22 protein-coding genes and 1 tRNA gene are annotated in these 19,836 nt (G+C 66.7%); 7 read left to right on the top strand and 16 right to left on the bottom strand.

Going from position 1 to position 19,836, the window contains the following annotated elements:
* Nucleotides 1-22 precede the first annotated feature (22 nt).
* Nucleotides 23-373 carry a hypothetical protein gene (locus ACJH6H_RS01155; RefSeq protein WP_406774084.1) on the top strand — a complete coding sequence of 117 codons (351 nt, stop codon included), beginning with the start codon at nucleotides 23-25 and terminating at the stop codon, nucleotides 371-373.
* Nucleotides 374-624: 251 nt separating this feature from the next.
* Nucleotides 625-861, top strand: coding sequence for a hypothetical protein (locus tag ACJH6H_RS01150; protein WP_406774083.1), 237 nt, complete (start codon nucleotides 625-627; stop codon nucleotides 859-861).
* A gap of 518 nt (nucleotides 862-1,379) precedes the next feature.
* Here ACJH6H_RS01150 and ACJH6H_RS01145 read toward each other — a convergent pair.
* From ACJH6H_RS01145 to ACJH6H_RS01115, 7 genes are all read right to left on the bottom strand, one after another.
* Nucleotides 1,380-2,486, bottom strand: a complete 1,107-nt coding sequence (locus ACJH6H_RS01145; RefSeq protein ID WP_406774082.1) for a hypothetical protein — start codon at nucleotides 2,484-2,486, stop codon at nucleotides 1,380-1,382.
* Between the two features lie 240 nt (nucleotides 2,487-2,726).
* Entirely contained in the window at nucleotides 2,727-3,008 is a 282-nt protein-coding gene (locus tag ACJH6H_RS01140; RefSeq protein ID WP_406774081.1) for a hypothetical protein, read from the bottom strand.
* Complete coding sequence (locus tag ACJH6H_RS01135) at nucleotides 3,005-4,363, bottom strand: AAA family ATPase (protein WP_406774080.1); 1,359 nt, start codon at nucleotides 4,361-4,363, stop codon at nucleotides 3,005-3,007. Before ACJH6H_RS01135 ends, ACJH6H_RS01140 begins: the two co-directional genes overlap by 4 nt.
* Nucleotides 4,364-4,410: 47 nt before the next feature.
* Nucleotides 4,411-4,743, bottom strand: a complete 333-nt coding sequence (locus tag ACJH6H_RS01130) for a DUF2742 domain-containing protein (protein ID WP_406774079.1) — start codon at nucleotides 4,741-4,743, stop codon at nucleotides 4,411-4,413.
* Nucleotides 4,740-5,129 (bottom strand): hypothetical protein, encoded by a 390-nt coding sequence (locus ACJH6H_RS01125; RefSeq protein ID WP_406774078.1) that lies wholly within the window; start codon nucleotides 5,127-5,129, stop codon nucleotides 4,740-4,742. Before ACJH6H_RS01125 ends, ACJH6H_RS01130 begins: the two co-directional genes overlap by 4 nt.
* Nucleotides 5,126-5,464, bottom strand: a complete 339-nt coding sequence (locus ACJH6H_RS01120) for a hypothetical protein (RefSeq protein WP_406774077.1) — start codon at nucleotides 5,462-5,464, stop codon at nucleotides 5,126-5,128. The genes ACJH6H_RS01125 and ACJH6H_RS01120 overlap by 4 nt, the downstream gene beginning before the upstream one ends.
* Before the next feature lie 93 nt (nucleotides 5,465-5,557).
* Entirely contained in the window at nucleotides 5,558-5,767 is a 210-nt protein-coding gene (locus tag ACJH6H_RS01115) for a helix-turn-helix domain-containing protein (protein WP_406774076.1), read from the bottom strand.
* Nucleotides 5,768-5,848: 81 nt separating this feature from the next.
* Between ACJH6H_RS01115 and ACJH6H_RS01110 the strand changes: the two genes are divergently transcribed.
* Both ACJH6H_RS01110 and ACJH6H_RS01105 read left to right on the top strand, forming a co-directional pair.
* The gene (locus tag ACJH6H_RS01110; protein ID WP_406774075.1) at nucleotides 5,849-6,475 is read left to right on the top strand and encodes a helix-turn-helix domain-containing protein; all 627 of its coding nucleotides are present in this window, start codon (nucleotides 5,849-5,851) and stop codon (nucleotides 6,473-6,475) included.
* Nucleotides 6,468-7,664, top strand: a complete 1,197-nt coding sequence (locus ACJH6H_RS01105) for a tyrosine-type recombinase/integrase (RefSeq protein ID WP_406774074.1) — start codon at nucleotides 6,468-6,470, stop codon at nucleotides 7,662-7,664. The genes ACJH6H_RS01110 and ACJH6H_RS01105 overlap by 8 nt, the downstream gene beginning before the upstream one ends.
* An 83-nt stretch (nucleotides 7,665-7,747) precedes the next feature.
* Here the strand turns inward: ACJH6H_RS01105 and ACJH6H_RS01100 are convergent.
* Together ACJH6H_RS01100 and ACJH6H_RS01095 are read right to left on the bottom strand one after the other, a co-directional pair.
* Nucleotides 7,748-7,823, bottom strand: a tRNA-Thr gene (locus ACJH6H_RS01100).
* Nucleotides 7,824-7,880: 57 nt separating this feature from the next.
* Complete coding sequence (locus tag ACJH6H_RS01095; RefSeq protein WP_318985387.1) at nucleotides 7,881-9,113, bottom strand: DNA polymerase III subunit delta'; 1,233 nt, start codon at nucleotides 9,111-9,113, stop codon at nucleotides 7,881-7,883.
* Nucleotides 9,114-9,196: 83 nt separating this feature from the next.
* Here ACJH6H_RS01095 and ACJH6H_RS01090 point away from each other — a divergent pair, with 83 nt between their 5' ends.
* On the top strand, nucleotides 9,197-10,792 hold the full coding sequence (locus tag ACJH6H_RS01090) for an adenylate/guanylate cyclase domain-containing protein (protein ID WP_318985386.1): 1,596 nt from the start codon (nucleotides 9,197-9,199) through the stop codon (nucleotides 10,790-10,792).
* Between the two features lie 58 nt (nucleotides 10,793-10,850).
* Here the strand turns inward: ACJH6H_RS01090 and topA are convergent, their stop codons facing one another.
* From topA to ACJH6H_RS01075, 3 genes are all read right to left on the bottom strand, one after another.
* Nucleotides 10,851-13,685 (bottom strand): type I DNA topoisomerase, encoded by a 2,835-nt coding sequence (gene topA / locus ACJH6H_RS01085; protein ID WP_406774130.1) that lies wholly within the window; start codon nucleotides 13,683-13,685, stop codon nucleotides 10,851-10,853.
* A 136-nt stretch (nucleotides 13,686-13,821) separates the two neighbouring features.
* On the bottom strand, nucleotides 13,822-14,403 hold the full coding sequence (locus ACJH6H_RS01080; protein ID WP_406774073.1) for a hypothetical protein: 582 nt from the start codon (nucleotides 14,401-14,403) through the stop codon (nucleotides 13,822-13,824).
* A gap of 122 nt (nucleotides 14,404-14,525) precedes the next feature.
* Nucleotides 14,526-14,729, bottom strand: a complete 204-nt coding sequence (locus tag ACJH6H_RS01075; RefSeq protein WP_020100960.1) for a cold-shock protein — start codon at nucleotides 14,727-14,729, stop codon at nucleotides 14,526-14,528.
* Between the two features lie 181 nt (nucleotides 14,730-14,910).
* Here ACJH6H_RS01075 and ACJH6H_RS01070 point away from each other — a divergent pair, with 181 nt between their 5' ends.
* Both ACJH6H_RS01070 and ACJH6H_RS01065 read left to right on the top strand, forming a co-directional pair.
* Nucleotides 14,911-17,253 carry a DEAD/DEAH box helicase gene (locus tag ACJH6H_RS01070; protein ID WP_406774072.1) on the top strand — a complete coding sequence of 781 codons (2,343 nt, stop codon included), beginning with the start codon at nucleotides 14,911-14,913 and terminating at the stop codon, nucleotides 17,251-17,253.
* 55 nt (nucleotides 17,254-17,308) lie between these two features.
* Entirely contained in the window at nucleotides 17,309-18,349 is a 1,041-nt protein-coding gene (locus tag ACJH6H_RS01065; protein ID WP_346415081.1) for a PAS domain-containing protein, read from the top strand.
* A 12-nt stretch (nucleotides 18,350-18,361) separates the two neighbouring features.
* Here ACJH6H_RS01065 and soxR read toward each other — a convergent pair whose 3' ends face one another.
* From soxR to ACJH6H_RS01045, 4 genes are all read right to left on the bottom strand, one after another.
* The gene (soxR, locus tag ACJH6H_RS01060; RefSeq protein WP_346415082.1) at nucleotides 18,362-18,850 is read right to left on the bottom strand and encodes a redox-sensitive transcriptional activator SoxR; all 489 of its coding nucleotides are present in this window, start codon (nucleotides 18,848-18,850) and stop codon (nucleotides 18,362-18,364) included.
* A gap of 110 nt (nucleotides 18,851-18,960) precedes the next feature.
* Entirely contained in the window at nucleotides 18,961-19,302 is a 342-nt protein-coding gene (locus ACJH6H_RS01055; protein WP_346415083.1) for an Rv3654c family TadE-like protein, read from the bottom strand.
* Nucleotides 19,295-19,636 (bottom strand): TadE family type IV pilus minor pilin, encoded by a 342-nt coding sequence (locus tag ACJH6H_RS01050; protein WP_346415084.1) that lies wholly within the window; start codon nucleotides 19,634-19,636, stop codon nucleotides 19,295-19,297. The genes ACJH6H_RS01055 and ACJH6H_RS01050 overlap by 8 nt, the downstream gene beginning before the upstream one ends.
* Nucleotides 19,617-19,817 (bottom strand): DUF4244 domain-containing protein, encoded by a 201-nt coding sequence (locus ACJH6H_RS01045; protein ID WP_406774071.1) that lies wholly within the window; start codon nucleotides 19,815-19,817, stop codon nucleotides 19,617-19,619. The genes ACJH6H_RS01050 and ACJH6H_RS01045 overlap by 20 nt, the downstream gene beginning before the upstream one ends.
* Nucleotides 19,818-19,836: the final 19 nt, after the last annotated feature.

Genomic DNA, 19,836 nt, shown 5'->3' with positions numbered 1-19,836 from the left:
CACCCGAAAAGGAAATCCAGCAATGACCACGAACTCGATGATCAAGCCGACATTCGCCGCCCTGCTGAGTGCTGCCGCGCTTTATGCCGTACCGGTGATCCTGACCGCGCCAGGCGCCAACGCCAGCGTGGGAAGCGACTGCATGGGTTCGAACCAGACCTACGAAACCAAGGTCGGTAACGGACACCTGTACGAGGCCTGCACGACGACCGACAAGAACGGCGACAAGACGAAATGCTCGTACGTCGACGGGAAGGCCCAGGGCTGCATCGCGGTCCCGATGCGCAAGCCGCGGTTCAACGTGGACCCGAGCGTGTTGGCGCCGGTTACCGAGACGCCGGCCCCGCACACGCTCCCCGACCAACGTCGGTAGCGCGAAAAAGTTGTGGAGCCACCCAGGGGAATCGAACCCCTGACCTATTCATAAGGCCGAAGGGTCCGCCGCAGTCCGCGATAGACCGTTAAAGTGTTTCGCACCAAAATGATTGACGGACAGTGCGTCCGCGGAGATTTGCCCAGAATTGCGGCGTGTCGCGGGCGTTTTTACGGGGAAAATGCGGAGTAGGCCAGCCGAAACTACTGCGGACGGACTGTGGACGGTAACAGCTAGTGAGGGAGCACCGAATGACTGACGACGGCACACCAAAACTCGCCTGGGAGCACGCATGGAACTACGGAATCGAAACAGGCCGGTACATCCTGGTCGGTGAGCCTGGGGGCGACTGGCGAGACGCAGTCATCCACGCGGGACCCAACTTCGACACGGCCCCACTACACACCGATCCGCGCATCGCTGCCGAGCAGCAGATTCTCGACAACATGGTGCGGGCGCATCAGCACAAGGCCGGGGAGCCGGACTAGGACGGTACTTGAACCTGCCGCCGTTTTTTAGCCGGCCAAGCGCAGGTGAGACCGCCAGTCTTGCGTATCTCTCCCCGAAAGTTTTTTCCGCCAAGCTCGAAGTTGCCGGTATGTCGCCGGATTACCCCAGACCGTGCCCAAATTCCCCAGACTCCGTACACCCTGCGAGAGGAACATTGGCGGTGTCACCTGCGTGTTTGCCTCTTAAAAAATGCCCTGACCTGTGGGTATGCGCCGGGGCGCAGGTCCAGCTCTGGCCTCACACTGGCCGTCGTGACTGGCCTTGCCCTCGAAGGAGTAACGAAAGCGGGGTTTGACGCCCCGGCACATGGTCTAGGGGTTGAACCAGTCGGGTGTCTGGTTCTGGGGTTGTTCGGCGGTGCCGAACCAGTGGCTTAGTTGCTTCTGGATGCGGCTCGTCCACGACTGTGTTTGTTGCTCGCAGTCGTCGGCCCATTCGTCGGTTGCCGGCCACCCGTCGTCTGCGGGTGGACCGGCACCGAATCGAGGGTCAGTCACTACGGGCTGACGGTGTCGACGGCCTGCGCGGAGCCGGTGAGGCCCTGGCCGACGCCGGTCGAGTGCAACCAGGAGCCGAACGAGTTGCTGCCGTCCTTCGGGTCGATGGTTGACGCCGACTGCAGTTGGCTCATGAACACGAGGAACGAGGCCGGGTCGAAGATCGTCACCTGACCGGCGGTGGCGTCGTTGGTGGGATAGAGGCGGGCGCCGTTGAACCGCTCGGTGACAGACCCGACGTCGGGGCCGTTGGCGGGCGTGGTGTCGCCGAGCAGTGCGATGTCGCCCGGGGTGCCGAAGATGACGAGGCTATCGACGGGGACGAGCACGGCGGCCGAGACGGTGAGCAGGCTCTTGCGCACATTGCCGGCGATGTCTGCGGCGTAGGTCACCGGGGTGCCTGCGGCGGTCTGGATATCGCCGACGGCCTTTTTGTCGAGGTCCTTGGCGATACCGACGCTGTGCAAGTTGGCGATGCCGCTGAGGCTGTCGAACTGGGATGCGGCCGCCGAGACTGCCGTCCAGCGGCCGTACCGCAGCGCTGACAGCGGCACGTCGACCACCGAGTCGTATTCGCCGTGCGCGGTGGACTCGTTCACCCCTGCGGCGCTGGCCGGCAGGGTGTATGCGGGCATCACTGCGGACACACCGGTAAGGGTCTGCACCGGGATGCCGGCGAATCTGATCAGGTGCATGGGTTCGCGTGGGCCGATCTGCGCCCATGCTTGCGGGCCACCGAACGCGTTGGCGGCGGACGGGTTCACCTGCACCAGGGCGCGGCCTTCTTCGACGGCGCCGAATACGCGGCCTTCACGCAGCGCTTCGGCGTGCTTGGCGATGTTCTCGCGGGACACCAGCAGAGACGGGCAGCCGGATGCGCTGGGCTGCCCTGGGTACGCGCCGGTAACGCTGCGGAACGACTCCTCGAGCTCGTGAGCTCGCTGCTCGCCGTCGTGAATCTGCTTGGCGCGGGCCTCGAGTGCGTTGGCGTCTGCGATGCGCTGATCGAAGTCGGATTGCTCGGTTTCGGTGAGGTCGCGTTTCGCGTCTACGCCGCGCTGAGCGATTGCGCGGGCCTCGTTGATGAGAACGCTACGGCGCTCCATGAGTTCTGTTGCAAGAGATTTCATTGCCATCTTGTGAGCCCCTCCCAGAGCCCGAAAAGTGTTGGTGGTAACCAGTTTTCGCGTGGTAACGACGTGTCCACATGGTGGATGGTTTCGTTACAGACTCCGGTGGGTGTCGCCCTGCCGGCAATATGAAGTTTGGATTTCGCCCATGCGCGCCGTGGGTTTCGCCCTGCAACGCGCCGCTACTTTCATTCAGTTGTTGGGACACAGTCTATCTCAATCGTCCGACAACCGGCCTAGGTCGACTGTCTGCACCGGGGTGTCGAGTTCGACATCTGTCATCGCTCTGGCAATGTCGCGTTCGGTGGCGAAGTGGACGGCTTCGGCGTGCAGGATGTCTGCGGCCTCGGTGCGGCCCTTCAGTCGCAGTGCCGCCGATACGTCCGAGAGCAGTCGAGTGAAAGCGACAAGGCGCTGATATTCGTCTTCGGGCATGGTTGCGTTCTCCTTGGTCCTGGTCCAGATTTCTGGGTCCACGAAGATGACGCGGCGCTTCATGAGGCTGCCTGTTGTTTGCTGCAGGACAGGTGCGTGTCGCCTTGTCCGCATGTGACTGGTTCGGCGCAGACGCGGCAGGCGGGGTAGCTGGATGCGGGTTTGCCGCCGATGGTGCGGCGTCGGTTGCGGGCCGGTTTGTGGAACTGCCTAGCGGGCATAGAGGCGGGCGATGGCCCAGTGGGCTCAGTGACGCCATCAGTCGCGCCAGGCGTAGAACCGTGGCGCGACTGATCTTCGAGCTCAGTCGCGCCATCTAATTTTCCCTGGTCGGACTCAGTCGCGCCAGTCGCGCCACCGTCCTGTGCGACACCCTCAGTCGCGCCATCATCGCGCATGGCCTCGATCTTCTCGGCCTGGCTCGGCAGGTACCACGTCGATCGCCTTGGGAATCCGATCGACGTGTCGAGAATGCCGGCCTTCTTCTTTGCTCGCTGCAGTGTTCGCTCGCTGATCTTCTCTTTGGCGGCCTCGGTTTTGATCGTTTTGGATGGCAGTGGGCCGTTAGCTTTCAGGTAGTCCTGTAGCCAGTGTTCGGCCGCTGTCCGCTCTCCCGCGTCCTCCGCCTCGTCGCCGGCCAGAAGATCGCGGGCGTCGGTGCTGGTGTCGCCGAGCCATTCCACGGATCCGATCTCGGTGGTGCCGTCGTCGAGCTGGACGGTGGTCGAGACGATGCGGAACTCGACGGAGCGGTCGGTGCCGGCGTAGTTGGCTTTGGTGTTGGTCAGCACGCGGGTGCCGGAGTCCGGGTCTTCTGCGATCGACAGGACGCAGCGGGCGACCTGGGACCACGCGACCGAGCCGAGCATGAGTTGCCCGGAGTCGTTGCCGACGCGCTTGCCGAAGTGCGCTAGGCCGATGATGGTGACCTTGCAGCGGTCTGCCAGTGCGGCGATCGGTTCGAGGTACTGGCGTACCGCGATGTCGTCGTTGCCGGAGAATCCGGGCGGAACGACGGCCTTGGCGGGGTCGAGGAAGATCATGGTGACGCCGTGCTGACGGATGACATCCTCGATGCCGGCGAGGTCGAGCGGAAACATCAGTGCGCCGGTGCCGAGGTCGGTCTGGACGTCGACGAAGATGACCTTCTCCATGTCGGCGCCTGCGGCGATCAACCTGGGCACGATGGCGTGCTCGCGGGATTCCTCCGTGCCGATCCAGAGCACTACGCCACCGTTGCGGGTCTCGCGTGCCGCCCAGGATGAGGCGACGGTGGACTTGCCCTTGCCTTCACGGGCAGCCAGCAGGTTGATGGCGTACTGAAGGATCAGGCCGACCTCCCACCAGATCAGCCGCTTGGCCTTGACGTCGGATCCGCGTGTAACGGTCAGGCTGCGGGTCACCAGCTGGCCGCCCATGACGACCTCTCGGGTGACGGCCGGCGCGGCGTCCGGGCGCGGTTCTGTCATGATGCTTTCCTTCGTGGGACGTACAGGCCGGACTCCCGGCGAGTGATGTTGCGGGCGACTGCGGCCCAGTTCTCCGCGCCCGCAATCTGTTTGGATGCCTCGGCAAGGTGTTCCTGCCGGGTATCCAGCAGCAGGGCGTAGTGCTCAGCGGCGGCGATACAGGCCAACTTCTTGTCTTGAAGAGGAAGATGGCACCAGGCGGGTGTGCCGGGGAACGGAAGATCAGGAAGAGATAGTTCTTCTACGAACTGGTGGACTTCCCACCACGAAACTTGTTGCGACGCCGGGAAACCGGCCCCGAAGGGCCGGCCTCCCGTCGCATCTTTCACCTGACTGCCTCTGCGTGACGGTGGCACGGCTGGCCGTCCTCCCGAACCCGATTGAGGCATTTGGTGCCGTGTGCCGTCGGCCGTCCGCACCGGGGCGTGATCGCTCGCAAAGCCTTGATCCTGAGTCTGGTTTGGGCCAACTCGATGCGGTACTTCCACCTGTCGGGTAGCGGGCCGACCTGTTCGTGCTCGGGGACGGTCTTCCATCCGGCGGTGCAGCGAAAATCGGGGGTGGAGCGGTCTTCGATCCAGAACCCGATGGTGCACCCGTCGGAACTAATTTCGGTTGTCACCGCGTAGCTTTCGAGGCCGCCCCCGACGTCGCCCAGGTAGGCGGACTGGCGGCGGTCGGTGCCGGCGCCGGAGAACGGGTTGCGATCGCTCATGCGGTCACCTCGGTGATCGTGGCGGTGAATTCCCGGCTGACCAACTGTTGGGTCTCGAAGTCCTTCTCGGTGACCGCGATGGTGATGCGGTTGCCGTTGAACTGGACGTAGACGGTGCCGCCGTCGGGTGCGGGAAAGCACGCCGAGGCCGATGCGAGCCGGGAGGCCAGCAGGGTCGGGAGCAGCGTGTCGGCCTTGTTGAGCAGGCTGTCGACAATCAGCGGAGCTGCCTGGTCGCAGTGCTCGAAGCTGACCGTGCAGGCGTGGCATTCGCAGCCGCACCACACGTCCCCGGTGCAGGTGACCTTCTCGTAAGTTACATCTTGATCTAGCATGGCTGGTGAATCTCCGATCTTGTGAGTGACGGGTTCGTTCGCCCCGGCAGGTGTTCCCGCACCGGCCGGGGCATTTTCGCGGGTGGTGTTCATCTAGGCCGCACCGTCAATGCGGGCGATGAACTCATTGATGGCGGCCTCGGACACCAGGCGCCTGCGACCAACTTTCGTGCTGCGCAACTGGCCGCTGGCCATCAGCTCGAACACCATCGATCTGCCGACGCTCAGCCGCTCCATGACGGCCTCCACAGGCCACAGCCGACTGCTCAGCTTGTCGATCTCGTCTTGCAATCCAGGTGGCATCGCCCCTCCTAGTGTTTGGTTATGCGTCACGGATGCGACTAAATCCGTACAAGTCCAAACACTTGCACAGAAAGTTTGGACATGCAAGCTAAATCGCGGGAAGATGGCGCAATGCCAAACATTGACCTGGACGCGAAGGCGTGGCAGGAGGCCGGGTCCAAACGATTCGGGCAGGCGGTCGCCAGCCTTCGAGTGGCGCAGGGCCTCACTGCAGTGCAGTTGTCAGCTCGAACCAAGGAGCTTGGTTATCCGATCACGCGCTCGACAATTGCCCGGATCGAGGGCAACCACCGGGCCGGCAAGGTTGACCTAGCCGAATTGATCATCCTCGCGGCTGCATTGAACACATCGCCGGTGAACCTCGTCTATCCCGGCCCATACCAGAGCGCTCTTGAGATTATGCCCGGGCGAAATGCTGCGGGATTCAATGCAGCACAATGGTTTTCGGGGATATATAGCTATCTCGGAAACAATAGTTTGGGTGCGGCAGAAGACCCTGAAACGCAGTGGCGAGAGAATACCGAAACGCTGTACCAGTGGCGCGATCTAGACGAGCTGATCGCAACGAGAGACGAGATGGACAACCCGGAACACATAGCTGTGCTCAATCGTCGGATCAAAGCTATTTGTGAGCGACTTGGAATCAGTGTCCCAACCGCCGAGGTGGACCTACGCATCGAACATCCCGCGGACGACAGCCATGCCTAGACAGCGGATGAAGCCCGGTGAGCATGGGCGGATAACCGAGCGTGTCGAGAAGTTCAAAGATGAGGCCGGGAAGAGCCAAAAGCGCTACATTGCAAGCGTTTACGTGCGCCTGCACAGCGGCAGATTACGCGAGCGCGAAGCCACGTCATACAGTTCCAGCGAGGACGCCCGCCGAATGCTGTTGCGGCGCATCAAAACCGAGCTAGAGACCACGGCCCCTGTCGGAGTAATCAACGGTCGCACAACGCTTTCCGAGCTATTCGACACGTGGGTATCGGCGAAGGTAACCGAGGACGGAATCAAGCCGCAATCCGAAGCACAGTACCGCCAGGTATGGCGCCTGCACGGTGACGCTGAGCTCGGGGCGCTGCGCATCGCCGAGCTCGAGGGCAGCCGCGCCAACACCCACATACAGACCTTGCCGCCTCGGCAATCCGAACTGCTGCGCACCGTCCTATCTGGCATGTACCAGATGGCGGCCCGGTTCGACGTCGTGCGGTTCGACCCCATCGCAGCGACCAAGCCGGCCAAGGCGGAACCGAAGCCGGCCCGCGGGCTGACCGCTCTGGAACTGGAGCAGGTGCGCCAGGCCGTGAAGATGTATGCGCAGCCGCATCAGCGTGGCGGCCCACCACGGGGTGTATTGCTGCCCGCGTTCGTGGAGCTGCTGGCGGCAACCGCCGCAAGGCCGGGTGAAGTGCTGGCGATCCGCTGGCAAGACGTAGACCTTCTCGGCGATCCGCCAACCGTCACTGTGAACGGGACTGTTATCGACCACGGCCGCGTACCGGGCAAGTCGGTGCACCGGCAGGATGCTCGCAAGGGTGACGCCGACCCGCACACGGTGCTGCTACCGAAGTTCGGCGTAACGGTGCTCACGGAACTGCTGGGGCGGACTGCGTCGACGGATGGGCCGGTGTTGGCTACACGTGACGGCGGGTACGTCAGCCTGTCGAATATTCGCAGTGCGCTCCGCGATGCGCTCCCAGAATCGTTGCGGTGGGTGACGCCGCACAGCTTCCGCAGGTCGGTGGCCACGGTGGTCCGCGACGAGATGGGTATCGAGGCCGCGCAAGCCCAGTTGTCACACACGCAGATGGCGACTACGGAACAGCACTATGCCCAGCGGCGAACCACCGGGCCGGACGTGCGGGCAACACTGGACAAATGGGCAGGTCAGGCAGGATAACCACCTGTTTCTACGGGGAAAATACGGGATTCGGCCCAGAAACCAGTGCAGGCCAGAAGCTGTAAGCCTCTGACCTGCAAGTTTGGAGCCACCCAGGGGAATCGAACCCCTGACCTATTCATTACGAGTGAATTGCTCTACCGACTGAGCTAGGGTGGCACGCCCCACCGAGGCGGGGCGGGACGAGTCTACGGGACGCGTCCGGCGCAACCAAAGTCAGTTCCGTTGTCCGGCCCGGAGCGCCTGTCCCATGGTCGCCACCATGGCGTCGACCGCGAACTTCGGCTTGACGTTGGTGGCCAGCGCCTCGCGGCAGGCCAGCACCGCCTCGATGCACCGCAGCAGCTGGTCGGCGGGCACGTGAGCGGCCATCGCGGCGGCCTTGTCGGCCATGTCCGGATGGTTGGCCGCAGCCACGCCCGTCGCGCCCGACGACACCAGCAGCGCATCGCGGAAATAGGTGGCCAGGTCGATCAGCGCGCGGTCCAGCGCGTCGCGCGACGCCCGGGTCTGCCGCGACTTCTGCCGCTTCTCCAGGTCCTTCAGCGCGCCCGCGGCGCCCCGCAGTGCCCCCGCCGCGCCCTTACCGGTGCCACCGGCACCCAGCGCGGTCTTGAGCTCCTCGGTCTCGGCCTCGTTGCGGCCGGCCGTCAACGCGATGGCCTCGGTCTCGGCGGCCGCCACCAGCTCCTCCACGGCCGCGTACGCGCGCGCCGGCGTCGCGGCATCGCGGGCGAGGCCCAGGGCCCGCTCCCGGCGTGATCGCGCGTCCGGATCGGTCGCGAGGCGGCGCGCCCGGCCGACGTGTCCCCCGCTGACCGACGCCGCCCACCGTGCGTCGGCCTCGGACAGCCCGTCGTTGTCCATCAGCACCTGCGCGATGGCGTCGGCCCGCGGCGTCGTCAACGCCACGTGCCGGCACCGCGACCGCAGCGTCACCGCGATGTCCTCGGGATCCACCGACGGCGCGCACAGCAGGAACACCGTCGACGGCGGCGGCTCCTCGACGACCTTCAGCAGCGCGTTGGCGGCGCCCTCGGTGAGCCGGTCGGCGTCTTCGACGACGACGATCTGCCAGCGGCCGGTGCCGGGCCGCCGGGACGCGGTCTGCACGATGGCGCGCATCTCGTCGACGCCGATCGACAGCCCCTCGGGAATCACGCGCCGGACGTCGGCGTGCGTGCCCGCCATGGTCGTCGTACACGCGCGGCAGGCGCCGCACCCCGGACCGCCCTCGGCGGCCTCCGCAGTGCACTGCAGCGCCGCCGCAAAGCACACCGCGGCGATGGACCGGCCCGAACCGGGCGGCCCCGTGATCAACCACGCATGCGTCATGCTGCCGGTTGTGAGCCCGCTGTGAGCCGAATCACCCCGGGCCGCCCGCGCTGCGGCCACCAACTCGGCTTCCACGGCATCCTGGCCGACCAAACGCGAGAAAACTCCGCTCATCGCGCCCCACAGTAACCGGCGCGGACGACACGAACCTGCGCGCAGCGGCAATATCCGTCGCCCTGGCCCGATACGGTTAGCGGGTGGCCACCGATGTAGAGCGCATCGGGCGAATCAGGGGGTTCGTCCGATGGGTGGCGCGCACCCCGTGGCCGGTGTTCACGCTGAGCCTGTTGCAGGCCGACATCATCGGCGCCCTGTTCGTTCTGGGCTTCCTGCGGTTCGGTCTGCCGGCCGAAGATCGCATCCAGCTGCAGGACCTGCCGGCGGTGAACCTGGCGGTGTTCCTGGCTGTCCTGTTCGTCTCGTTCGTCGTGGCGGCCTGGCTGAGTCTGCGGCTGCTGATCCCCGTGATCCGCTGGCAACGGCGCGACACGCTGCACGGCGACGCCGACGACCCCGCATTCACCGAGCTGGCCCGCACCCGGGCGCTCAAGATGCCGTACTACCGGACGCTGATCAGCGTCGGGAACTGGTTCCTCGGCTCGGTGGTGTTCATCATCGCCAGCTGGCCGGTGGCGAGCCGCTCGGCGCCGTTCGTCGCCGTGGCCAGCGCGCTCGGCGCCACCGCCACCGCGATCATCGGCTACCTGCAGTCCGAGCGCGTGCTGCGCCCCGTCGCGGTCGCGGCGCTGCGCGACGGCGTGCCCGAGAACTTCCGGGCCCCCGGCGTCATCCAGCGCCAGGTCCTGACCTGGGTGCTGTCGACGGGCGTGCCGCTGCTCGCCATCATCGTGGCCCGGCTGGCCGGGCAGTACACGACCTTCATCGCCCAGAACGACCAGCTCAACACCCCCATCCTGCTGCTGGCGATCACCGCGCTGGCCGTCGGCCTGGCCGGCAACGTCCTGGTCGCCATGTCCATCGCCGACCCGCTGCGCCAGCTGCGGTGGGCCCTGGGCGAGGTGCAGCGCGGTAACTACAACGCGCACATGCAGATCTACGACGCCAGCGAGCTGGGCCTGCTGCAGGCCGGGTTCAACGACATGGTGCGCGACCTGTCCGAGCGGCAGCGCCTGCGCGACCTATTCGGCCGCTACGTCGGCGAGGACGTCGCGCGCCGCGCCCTGGAGCGCGGCACCGAGCTGGGCGGCCAGGAACGCGACGTCGCGGTGCTGTTCATCGACCTGATCGGGTCGACGCAGCTGGCGTCGACGCGGCCCGCCGCCGAGGTGGTGTCGATCCTCAACGAGTTCTTCCGGATCATCGTCGACACCGTGAACCGGCACGGCGGGTTCGTCAACAAGTTCCAGGGTGACGCGGCGCTGGCCATCTTCGGCGCCCCCATCGAGCACCCGGACGCCTCCGGTGCCGCGCTGGCCGCGTCCCGTGATCTGCACGACGAACTGGTGACGGTGCTGGGCACCACGGAGTTCGGTATCGGCGTATCGGCGGGCCGCGCCATCGCCGGCCACATCGGCGCGCTGGCCCGCTTCGAGTACACCGTGATCGGCGACCCGGTGAACGAGGCCGCCCGCCTGACCGAGCTCGCCAAGCTCGAAGAGGGCCACGTGTTGGCATCGGCGATCGCGGTCAGCGGTGCGCTGGACGCCGAGGCACTGTGCTGGGACGTCGGCGAGACCGTCGAGCTGCGCGGCCGGTCCGCGCCCACACAGCTGGCGCGGCCGCTGTCGCTGGCCTCGCCGCGGCCGGCTTCCGAAACCGAAGCCGCCAGCTAGGCCGGACGCCGATCAAGCAGCGAGGTACGAGCTGCGTTGAGAAGTCCGGCAAATGTGCCTAGGCCTTCTTCGCGGCGGCCTTCTTCGCCGGCGCCTTCTTGGCGGCCGTCTTCTTCGCCGCCGTCTTCTTGGCAGCGGTCTTCTTGGCAGCCTTCTTCACCGGGCCACGAGCGCGCCTGTCCGACAACAACTCCGAGGCCCGCTCGTCGGTGATCGACATGACGTCGTCGCCCTTGCGCAGGCTGGCGTTGGTCTCACCGTCGGTGACGTACGGCCCGAAGCGGCCGTCCTTGATGACCATCGGCTTGCCCGACACCGGATCGGTGCCCAGCTCACGCAGCGGCGGCGTGGCAGCGCCCTGGCGCCCACGGCGTTTCGGCTCGGCGTAGATCTTCAGCGCCTCTTCGAGCGTGACGGTGAACATCTGCTCTTCGGTGGCCAGTGAGCGAGAATCGCTGCCGCGCTTGAGGTATGGGCCGTAGCGGCCGTTCTGCGCGGTGATCTCCTCGTTGCTCTCCGGATCGACACCGACGACGCGAGGCAACGACAGCAGCTTCAGCGCGTCCTCGAGCGTGACGGTCTCCAGATCCATTGAGCGCAACAGAGATCCGGTCCGCGGCTTGGGGCCGACGGGCTTCTTGGTCTTCTTCGCACCGGTGCCGGCATCCGGCTCCTCCGGCGGCGCCGGCAGCACCTCGGTGACGTACGGGCCGTAACGCCCGTCCTTGGCGACGATCTCGTGCCCGGTCTCCGGGTCGACACCGAGCACCCGGCCCTCTTGCGGTGTGGCGAAGAGCTTTTCGGCCAGCTCGAGGGTCAGCTCGTCGGGCGTCAGATCGTCATTGAGGTTGGCGCGCTGCGGTTTCAGCTCACCGGGGTTCTCCTCATCGGCGATCATGCGCTCGAGGTACGGCCCGTTGCGACCGACGCGGACGTTGATGGCTCGGCCTTCGGCGTCGTCGAACAGCTTGATGGAGTTGACTTCTCGCGCGTCGATGCCTTCGAGGTTGACGCCGACGAGCTTCTTCAGGCCACCCTCGCGGGCCACCGAGCCCTCGACGCCGTGGTCGCCGCCGAAGTAGAAGTTGGTCAGCCAGTTGGTGCGCTGCTCGTTGCCGGCGGCGATCTCGTCGAGTTCGTCCTCCATGGCGGCGGTGAAGTCGTAGTCGACCAGGCGCCCGAAGTGCTGCTCGAGCAGCCCGACGACGGCGAACGCCACCCAGGCCGGCACCAGGGCGCTGCCCTTCTTATAGATATAGCCGCGGTCCTGGATGGTCTTGATGATCGACGAGTACGTCGACGGGCGACCGATGCCCAGGTCTTCCAGCGCCTTGATCAGCGAGGCCTCGGTGTAGCGGGCCGGCGGATTGGTGGTGTGCCCGTCGGCGGTGAGCTCGGCGGCGTCCACGCGCTGACCCTGGGTCAGGTTCGGCAGGCGGCTCTCGGCGTCGTCGGCCTCGCCCCCGGCCTGTTCGTCGAGGCTCTCGACGTAGGCCTTGAGGAAGCCGGCGAAGGTGATGGTGCGGCCGGAGGCGCTGAACACCACCTGCTCGCCCGTGCGCGCCTGGCCGGAAATACGGAGAGAAAGGGTCGTGCCGCGGGCATCGGCCATCTGTGAGGCGACGGTGCGCTGCCAGATCAGCTCGTACAGCCGGAACTCGTCGGTGTCCAGGGCGCCGTGCAACTGGCCCGGCGTCTGGAACACGTCACCGGCGGGCCGGATGGCCTCGTGTGCCTCTTGGGCGTTCTTGACCTTGCGGGTGTACTGCCGCGGCGTCGGGTGCACGTACTCCGGGCCGTACAGCTGCCCGGCCTGGGTGCGCGCGGCGTTGATCGCCGACTCCGACAACGTCGTGGAGTCGGTACGCATGTAGGTGATGTAGCCGTTCTCGTACAGCCGCTGCGCAATGCTCATGGTGCGCTCGGAGGAGAACCGCAGCTTGCGGCCGGCTTCCTGCTGCAGCGTCGAGGTCATGAACGGGGCGTAGGGCTTGCGCGTGTACGGCTTCTGCTCCACCGAGCTGACGGTCAGCGACTCGCCGCGCAGTCCGGCGGCCAGGGCGCCCGCCGCGGCCTCGTCGAGCACCAGCACCTCGTCTGGCTTCTTGACCGCGCCGAGGGAGTCGAAATCGCGGCCCGTGGCGACGCGCCGGCCGTCGACGGTGTTGAGCTTGGCGGTGAACTTGGGCGGGGACGCCTCGGGGTCGGAGACGCTGGCGTCCAGTTCCGCCGTGACGTCCCAGTAGCCGGCGCTGCGGAACGCCATACGTTCCCGCTCGCGCTGCACGATGATCCGGGTCGCGACCGACTGCACACGGCCGGCCGACAGCTTCGGCGCGACCTTCTTCCACAGCACGGGACTGACCTCGTAGCCGTAGAGCCGGTCGAGGATACGACGGGTCTCCTGGGCGTCGACCAGGGCGATGTCCAAGTCGCGCGGGTTCTCGGCGGCGGCCAGGATGGCTGGCTCGGTGATCTCGTGGAACACCATGCGCCGGACCGGCACCTTGGGCTTGAGCGTCTCGAGCAGGTGCCAGGCGATGGCCTCCCCCTCGCGGTCACCGTCCGTCGCGAGGTAGAGCTCGTCGACACCCTTGAGCAGGTCCTTGAGCTCGGTGACCGTGGCCTTCTTATCGGGGCTGACGATGTAGAGCGGCTCGAAGTTGTCGTCGACGTTCACGCCGAGGCGCGCCCAGGGCTCACCTTTATATTTGGCCGGCACGTCCGCGGCGTTGCGCGGGAGGTCGCGAATGTGTCCGCGCGACGATTCGACGACATAGTTGGAGCCGAGGTAACCGGCAATCTTGCGCGCCTTGGTAGGCGACTCGACTATGACGAGTCGCCGGACCCGGCTGCCGCTACCGGCACCATCGAGGTCAGCCACCGTATCTATACGCTCCACTTCTTGGTCGGCACTAGGACACCGAATGAATGCCTAACGGTCATCCGGTTCCAAGGCAAGTCACAATTTGACACTCCGCGCGAGCCTACGCAAACCGGATGCGGCCAAAATATACGGGCTGCATCCCCTAAATCCGGGGCCATTGGAGAAACGCCTCCGTGAACCCGGGCGGCTCGCCCACGTTCTCTACCAGGCGCAACAACCTCCGACGGCCGCTGATCCGCAGGGCCGGATGGTGACCCCGCGTCCCGATCAGGGTCGGCGCGATACCGACTCGCATAAGTGCCGACGCCAACGTCGAATGGGTATCCGGTGCGTGCGGATCCAAACCCAACAGGTAGCCGTTCGGTTCCGCGGTACCCGCGGCCAGCACCCACGCGCGCAGCTCCCGGGGGCCCGGCAACCACCCGTCGGGCACGGTTTTGACCGCACCGCGCGTCCAGTCCTGCGCCATCCGGGCCAGCCGGGCGTCGGCCTCGGTGCGCACCAGCGGCGTCTTCTCGTCGGTGTGGGTGATCTCGGGCTTCAGGCCCGCCTCGGCGATCATCTCGGCCAGCGCCTCGGCCCGCCACAACGCGTCGACGACGACGGAGAGGCGGACCTTGGCATCCCCCGCCATCACCACCTGTCCCGGCGCGGCGAGCAACCCGGTCAGGTCGGCGACCGCAGGCGGCACCGACTCGGCCGAGAAGAAGGACAGCTGACTCACCCTGCCGACAGTAGGCCAGCTCACACCAAAAGGCAGGGAGGCCGGGCGCGACCACCCGCCGATGCGGAACGCCCCCACTTCGTCGCGGACGATGCGGGGGCGTTCGGCGGAGTCTGTGAACCTCAGACGGTGCGGACGTTCAGAGCCTGCGGACCCTTGGGGCTCTGCTCGATCTCGAAGTCGACCTTCTGATTCTCCTCAAGGGTGCGGAACCCATTGGACTGAATCTGCTTGTAGTGGACGAAGACGTCGCCTCCGCCGCCTTCCTGCTCAATGAAGCCGTAACCCTTCTCCGGGTTGAACCACTTCACAGTCCCCTGTGGCATTTGTCCTTCATTTCCTTCTGTTACTGCGGGTGCGGTCCACCGAGTCTTCCGATGTACCGGGAACGCAGACGACGTTCCCGGGTGTTGACACACGAACACAGAAGCTGCGACCAAGATCAGTCAACCATGTTCCACGCTGCCGCAACAGTCGCACAGCGAACTGTGGTTAACAATTCATCTTGTGACGCAGGGACAGTCGGACTTCGGCCGCACGCTGCTGTCGGCTGCGCTGGACGGCACGCCGGCCGGCGAGCAGCCGCTGCGGCACGTCGCCGACCTGCCGCCACGACAGGCGCGCCGAATGCCGTGGCCCACTTGGGTTGGCGCCGAGGTGGCGCAGGCCTTCACCGATCGTGGTGTGGCACAGCCGTGGTCGCACCAGGTGGCCGCGGCCGAGTTGGCGCATGCCGGGCGGCATGTGGTGATCGCGACGGGCACGGCGTCCGGTAAATCCCTGGCCTACCAACTGCCGATCCTGCATGCGTTGCAAACCGATGCGCACGCCCGCGCCCTGTACCTGTCCCCCACCAAGGCGCTGGGCCACGACCAGCTGCGGGCCGCGCAGTCGCTGTGCGCCACGATTCCCGGCCTCAACAACACCGCACCGTCTGCCTACGACGGCGACAGCTCAACCGAGGCAAGGCAATTCGCCAGGGAGCGGTCCCGGTGGATCTTCTCGAATCCCGACATGGTGCACCTGTCCCTGCTGCGCAACCACTCCCGGTGGGCGGTGTTCCTGCGGCAACTCAAGTACGTGGTGATCGACGAATGCCACTACTACCGCGGCATTTTCGGTTCCAACGTGGCGATGGTGCTGCGCCGGCTGCTACGGCTGTGCGACCGGTACGGGTCCGCACCCACGGTGGTGTTCGCCAGCGCCACCACGGCCGCGCCGGCACAGACGGCGTCCGAGTTGCTCGGCCAGACCGTCACCGCCATCACCGAGGACGGGTCGCCGCACGGCGGCCGCACGGTGGCGCTGTGGGAGCCCGCGCTGCTCACCGATCTGATCGGCGAGAACGGCGCCCCGGTGCGCCGGGCCGCGGGCACCGAGGCCTCGCGCGTGATGGCCGACCTGATCGCCGAGGGCGCCCGCACCCTGACCTTCGTCCGCTCGCGCATCGGCGCCGAGTTGACGGCGCTGGGCGCGCGGGCCCGGCTGGAGAACGTCGCACCCGACCTGGCCCCGCTGGTGGCGTCGTACCGCGCGGGGTACCTCGCCGAGGACCGCCGGGCGCTGGAACATGCACTCACGGAAGGCGAATTGCGCGGCCTGGCGACCACGAACGCCCTGGAACTCGGCGTCGACATCGCCGGACTGGACGCGGTGGTGCTGGCCGGGTTCCCCGGCACCGTGGCGTCCTTCTGGCAGCAGGCCGGCCGGGCCGGACGGCGCGGTCAGAGTGCGCTGATCGTGCTGATCGCGCGCGACGACCCCCTCGACACCTATCTGGTGCACCATCCCGCCGCGCTGCTGGACAAGCCCATCGAACGGATCGTCATCGATCCCGCCAACCCCTTCGTGCTGTCACCGCAATTACTGTGCGCGGCAACCGAACTCCCACTTACCCCGGCCGAGGTGCGGATGTGGGACGCCGAAGCGGTGGCCGAATCCCTCGTCGACGACGGCCTGCTGCGCAAGCGTCCCGCCGGCTACTTCCCGGCGCCCGGCGTGGATCCGCATCCCGCGGTGGACATCCGGGGCTCGTCCGGCGGGCAGATCGCCATCCTGGAGTCCGGAACCGGACGCATGCTGGGCAGCACCGGTGCCGGGCAGGCGCCCGCGTCGGTGCATCCGGGCGCCGTCCACCTGCACCAGGGTGAGACGTTCCTGGTCGACGCTCTCGATTTCGAGGCCGGCGTCGCCTTCGTGCACGCCGAGGATCCCGGGTACACCACGTCGGCCCGGGAGGTCACCGATATCAGCGTGCGCGGTACCGGAGAGATCCACCGGTTCGGGCCCGTCGCCATCGGTCTGGTCCCGGTTTCGGTGTCCAACACCGTCGTGGGCTTCCTGCGCCGGGCCATGGACGGCACCGTGCTCGATTTCGTCGACCTGGACATGCCCACGCGCACGCTGGACACCATGGCGGTCATGTGCACCATGACCCCGGAGATATTGCTGGACAAGGGGATTGATCCACTGCGCGTACCCGGTGCACTGCACGCCGCCGAGCATGCCGCGATAGGTCTGCTGCCACTGGTGGCCAGCTGCGACCGGGGCGACATCGGTGGGGTGTCGACCGCAGCCGGCCCCGCTCCCGGCGACTTGTCCGGTCTGCCAACGATTTTCGTGTACGACGGCTATCCGGGCGGCGCCGGGTTCGCCGACCGCGGGTTCCGGCAGCTGTCCACCTGGTGGGCCGCGACGGCCGCGGCGATCGCCGCGTGTGAGTGCCGTCACGGTTGCCCCTCCTGTGTGCAATCGCCCAAGTGCGGCAACGCGAACGATCCCCTGGACAAAGCCGGTGCTGTCCAGGTACTTCGCCTGGTAGTGGACACTTTGGCAGCCCACGGCAGGTAGGCGGCAGGCCGCAGCCGGGCAGAGCAAAGAGCGCCGAAACGGATAAACTACGACCATGACGGACGACTGGCTCCTCGTCGAGACCCTCGGCGCCGAACCTGCCGTCGTCGCGTTGGGGCAGCAAACCCAGGACATGGTTCCCATCAGCACTTTCCTGCGGCGCAACGCGAGTCTGATGGCCATCCAGTCGGCGATCGGGGAAACCGTCCGCGCGGGCCTGCCACTGACGAGCATCACACCCAAGAGCGACCGGGTGATCCGGACCGAAGTGGTGCAGATGACCGACGGCCGCATCCATGGCGTCCATGTCTGGGTCGGCGCTCCCGATGCCGACCCACCGGACCGGATGATCCCCGGTCCTCTGAAGTGGGACCTGACCAACGGCATCGCGACCGACACCATGGAGTCGCTGGCCAACAGCGGCCTCAACCCGGCGGCCGAGGCCACCCACGGCCGGGCGTTCGCCGACGACCTGCAGACCCGCAAGCTCAACCCGAACGAGGCGCGGGTCATCTCGGCCGTGCTCAAACCCGAACCGGGCCAAACCTTCACCAGCACTTGGGAAATGACCGACTTCCGGGGCCGGCCCATCAGCGTCGGATTCGCCGCGCGGGTGCTCAACGAGCCCGACGAGGACGACCGAGATCGGCTGATCTGCCGGGCCATGAACTGGCGCGGCGTGCGCGACACTTCGGCGGCCACCCCGCTCGACCGGGCGCAGCAGCTCGCGGGCGGCCCGGCCGTTCCCGGCGTGTACCGGGCCTTGGTCGATCTGAACACCTGGAAGCTCATCAAGTGGGTCGACGAGCCCTGTCCGCTCTTCGACTGGAGCGCCGACGCGACGTCCGAAACCGTGGTGCACCCCAACGAGATCGCCGAGATGGCCGTCATGACGGTCGAATTCGGCAGCGGACCGACATCGCGGGTGCTCCGGTTGCGCGCCAACGACGGCGGGTGGGTGCCGATTCACGTCACCGCGCACCGGCTCCAGGTCGCCGACGACACCTTCGCCGGCCTGCTGTCCCTGCGACTGCCCACCTACGGAGAGCTGGTGGCAGCCGGGGACCGGCTGAACGACGACGTGCCGGAATCCTGACCCAGACGAGTTCTATTCGGCGCCAGCCGGATTCGACCCGTCGAACGGCAGCAGGCGCCGCGCACCCGGCCCTTCGGCGGCGAGCGTGTCGCCGGGGTTGATGACCAGACAATGGTTGAGCGAGATACACCCGCACCCGATGCACTGGTCCATCTCGGACTGCAGCCGCTCCAATTCGAGCTGCCGTTCACGCAGTTGCGCCCGCCACCGCTTGTTGAGCCTGGTCCAGTCGCGCAATGACGGCATCCGGTCGTCGGGCAGCGTCTGAAAGTGCTCGGCCACCTCACTGAGCGGAATGCCGAGCCGCTTCGCCACCTGGATGACGGCGATGCGGCGCTCGAGGTGACGCGGGTACAACCGCGTCCCGCCCGACGTGCGTTCGGGGTGGATCAGCCCCTTTCGCTCGTAGAAGTGCAACGCGGACGCGGAGACTCCCGTCCGCTTGACGATCTCCCCGATGGTCAGGAGGTCGGTCGGACCCATACGCTTGATCTCAACCATAGTTGAGATTCTACGGTAGTGACATGGCAAGTGACACAACGACCGATCGGCCCGGGTGGGGTGACCTCTTCTTCTGCGTCCTCCTGATCGTTGTGACCATCGCGCTGCCGTCAGCCTGGCCCGGCGCGGGCCCGGCCGTGCGCGTCGCCGAGGTGCCAGCGACCGAATCGCACCGGCACCTCCACGTCGACCACCACATCCAGCCGCTGCACCGCGCAGTTACCAACCCGGCTGCCCATGGCTTCGGCAACCGCGACCGCCCGGCCACAGGACTGACTGGGTCCGGCAACCAGTGCGCCCGCGGCGGCGAGTGCGGCCAGGTCGGCCGCTGACTGGGCGCGATGCCGGCCGATCACCGCGGCGCCCACGGCGGCAGCCCCCGTCATGAGCCCGATCAGCACCACGATGAGCGCGACCGCGAACACCGTCGCCGAGCCCCGTTCGTCACGCACCAGGTTCGGGTGCCGCCACGGCCTCGGCCCCCACGGTGACGCCGGGCAGCAACGGTGCGGGAACGCGGACCCGCGCGACGATTCGCCCGCCGTCGCGTCGCACCTCAACCGAGGCCCCGTCCGGGCCGGTGCGCCGGGCCGTGTCGACGGCGGCACGGTCGTCACCGCGGGCCGCGAGACGGGCCGCTTCCCGGGCCGCGTCGATGCAGCGCACCTGCGCCGAGACCGCGCCGAGCCCACCGATACCGAGCACTGCGACCGCGATGAGTGCGGCAACCGAGAACGCCGCCTCGACCGTGACGCCACCCCGGTCATCACTTGGTGGTGAGGGCACGGGCGATGATGTTGGTCAGGGCGCTGACAATCGAGTCCCCCGTGACCACCGTGTAGAGGATGGCGCCGAACGCCGCAGCCGCCACCGTCCCGATGGCATATTCGACGGTCGACATCCCGCTCTCGTCGGTGAGCAGCATGGTCACGCGGGCCTCGAGCGCGCGAAAGCTGTTCATCTTCATGGTTTTTCCTCCCCTTGTT

The sequence above is a fragment of the Mycobacterium sp. SMC-21 genome, from assembly GCF_045310825.1.
In the GTDB taxonomy this organism is placed as follows: Bacteria; Actinomycetota; Actinomycetes; order Mycobacteriales; family Mycobacteriaceae; genus Mycobacterium.
Note: the sequence above shows the minus strand (reverse complement) of the source record. Positions and strands in the feature narration are given on the sequence as shown.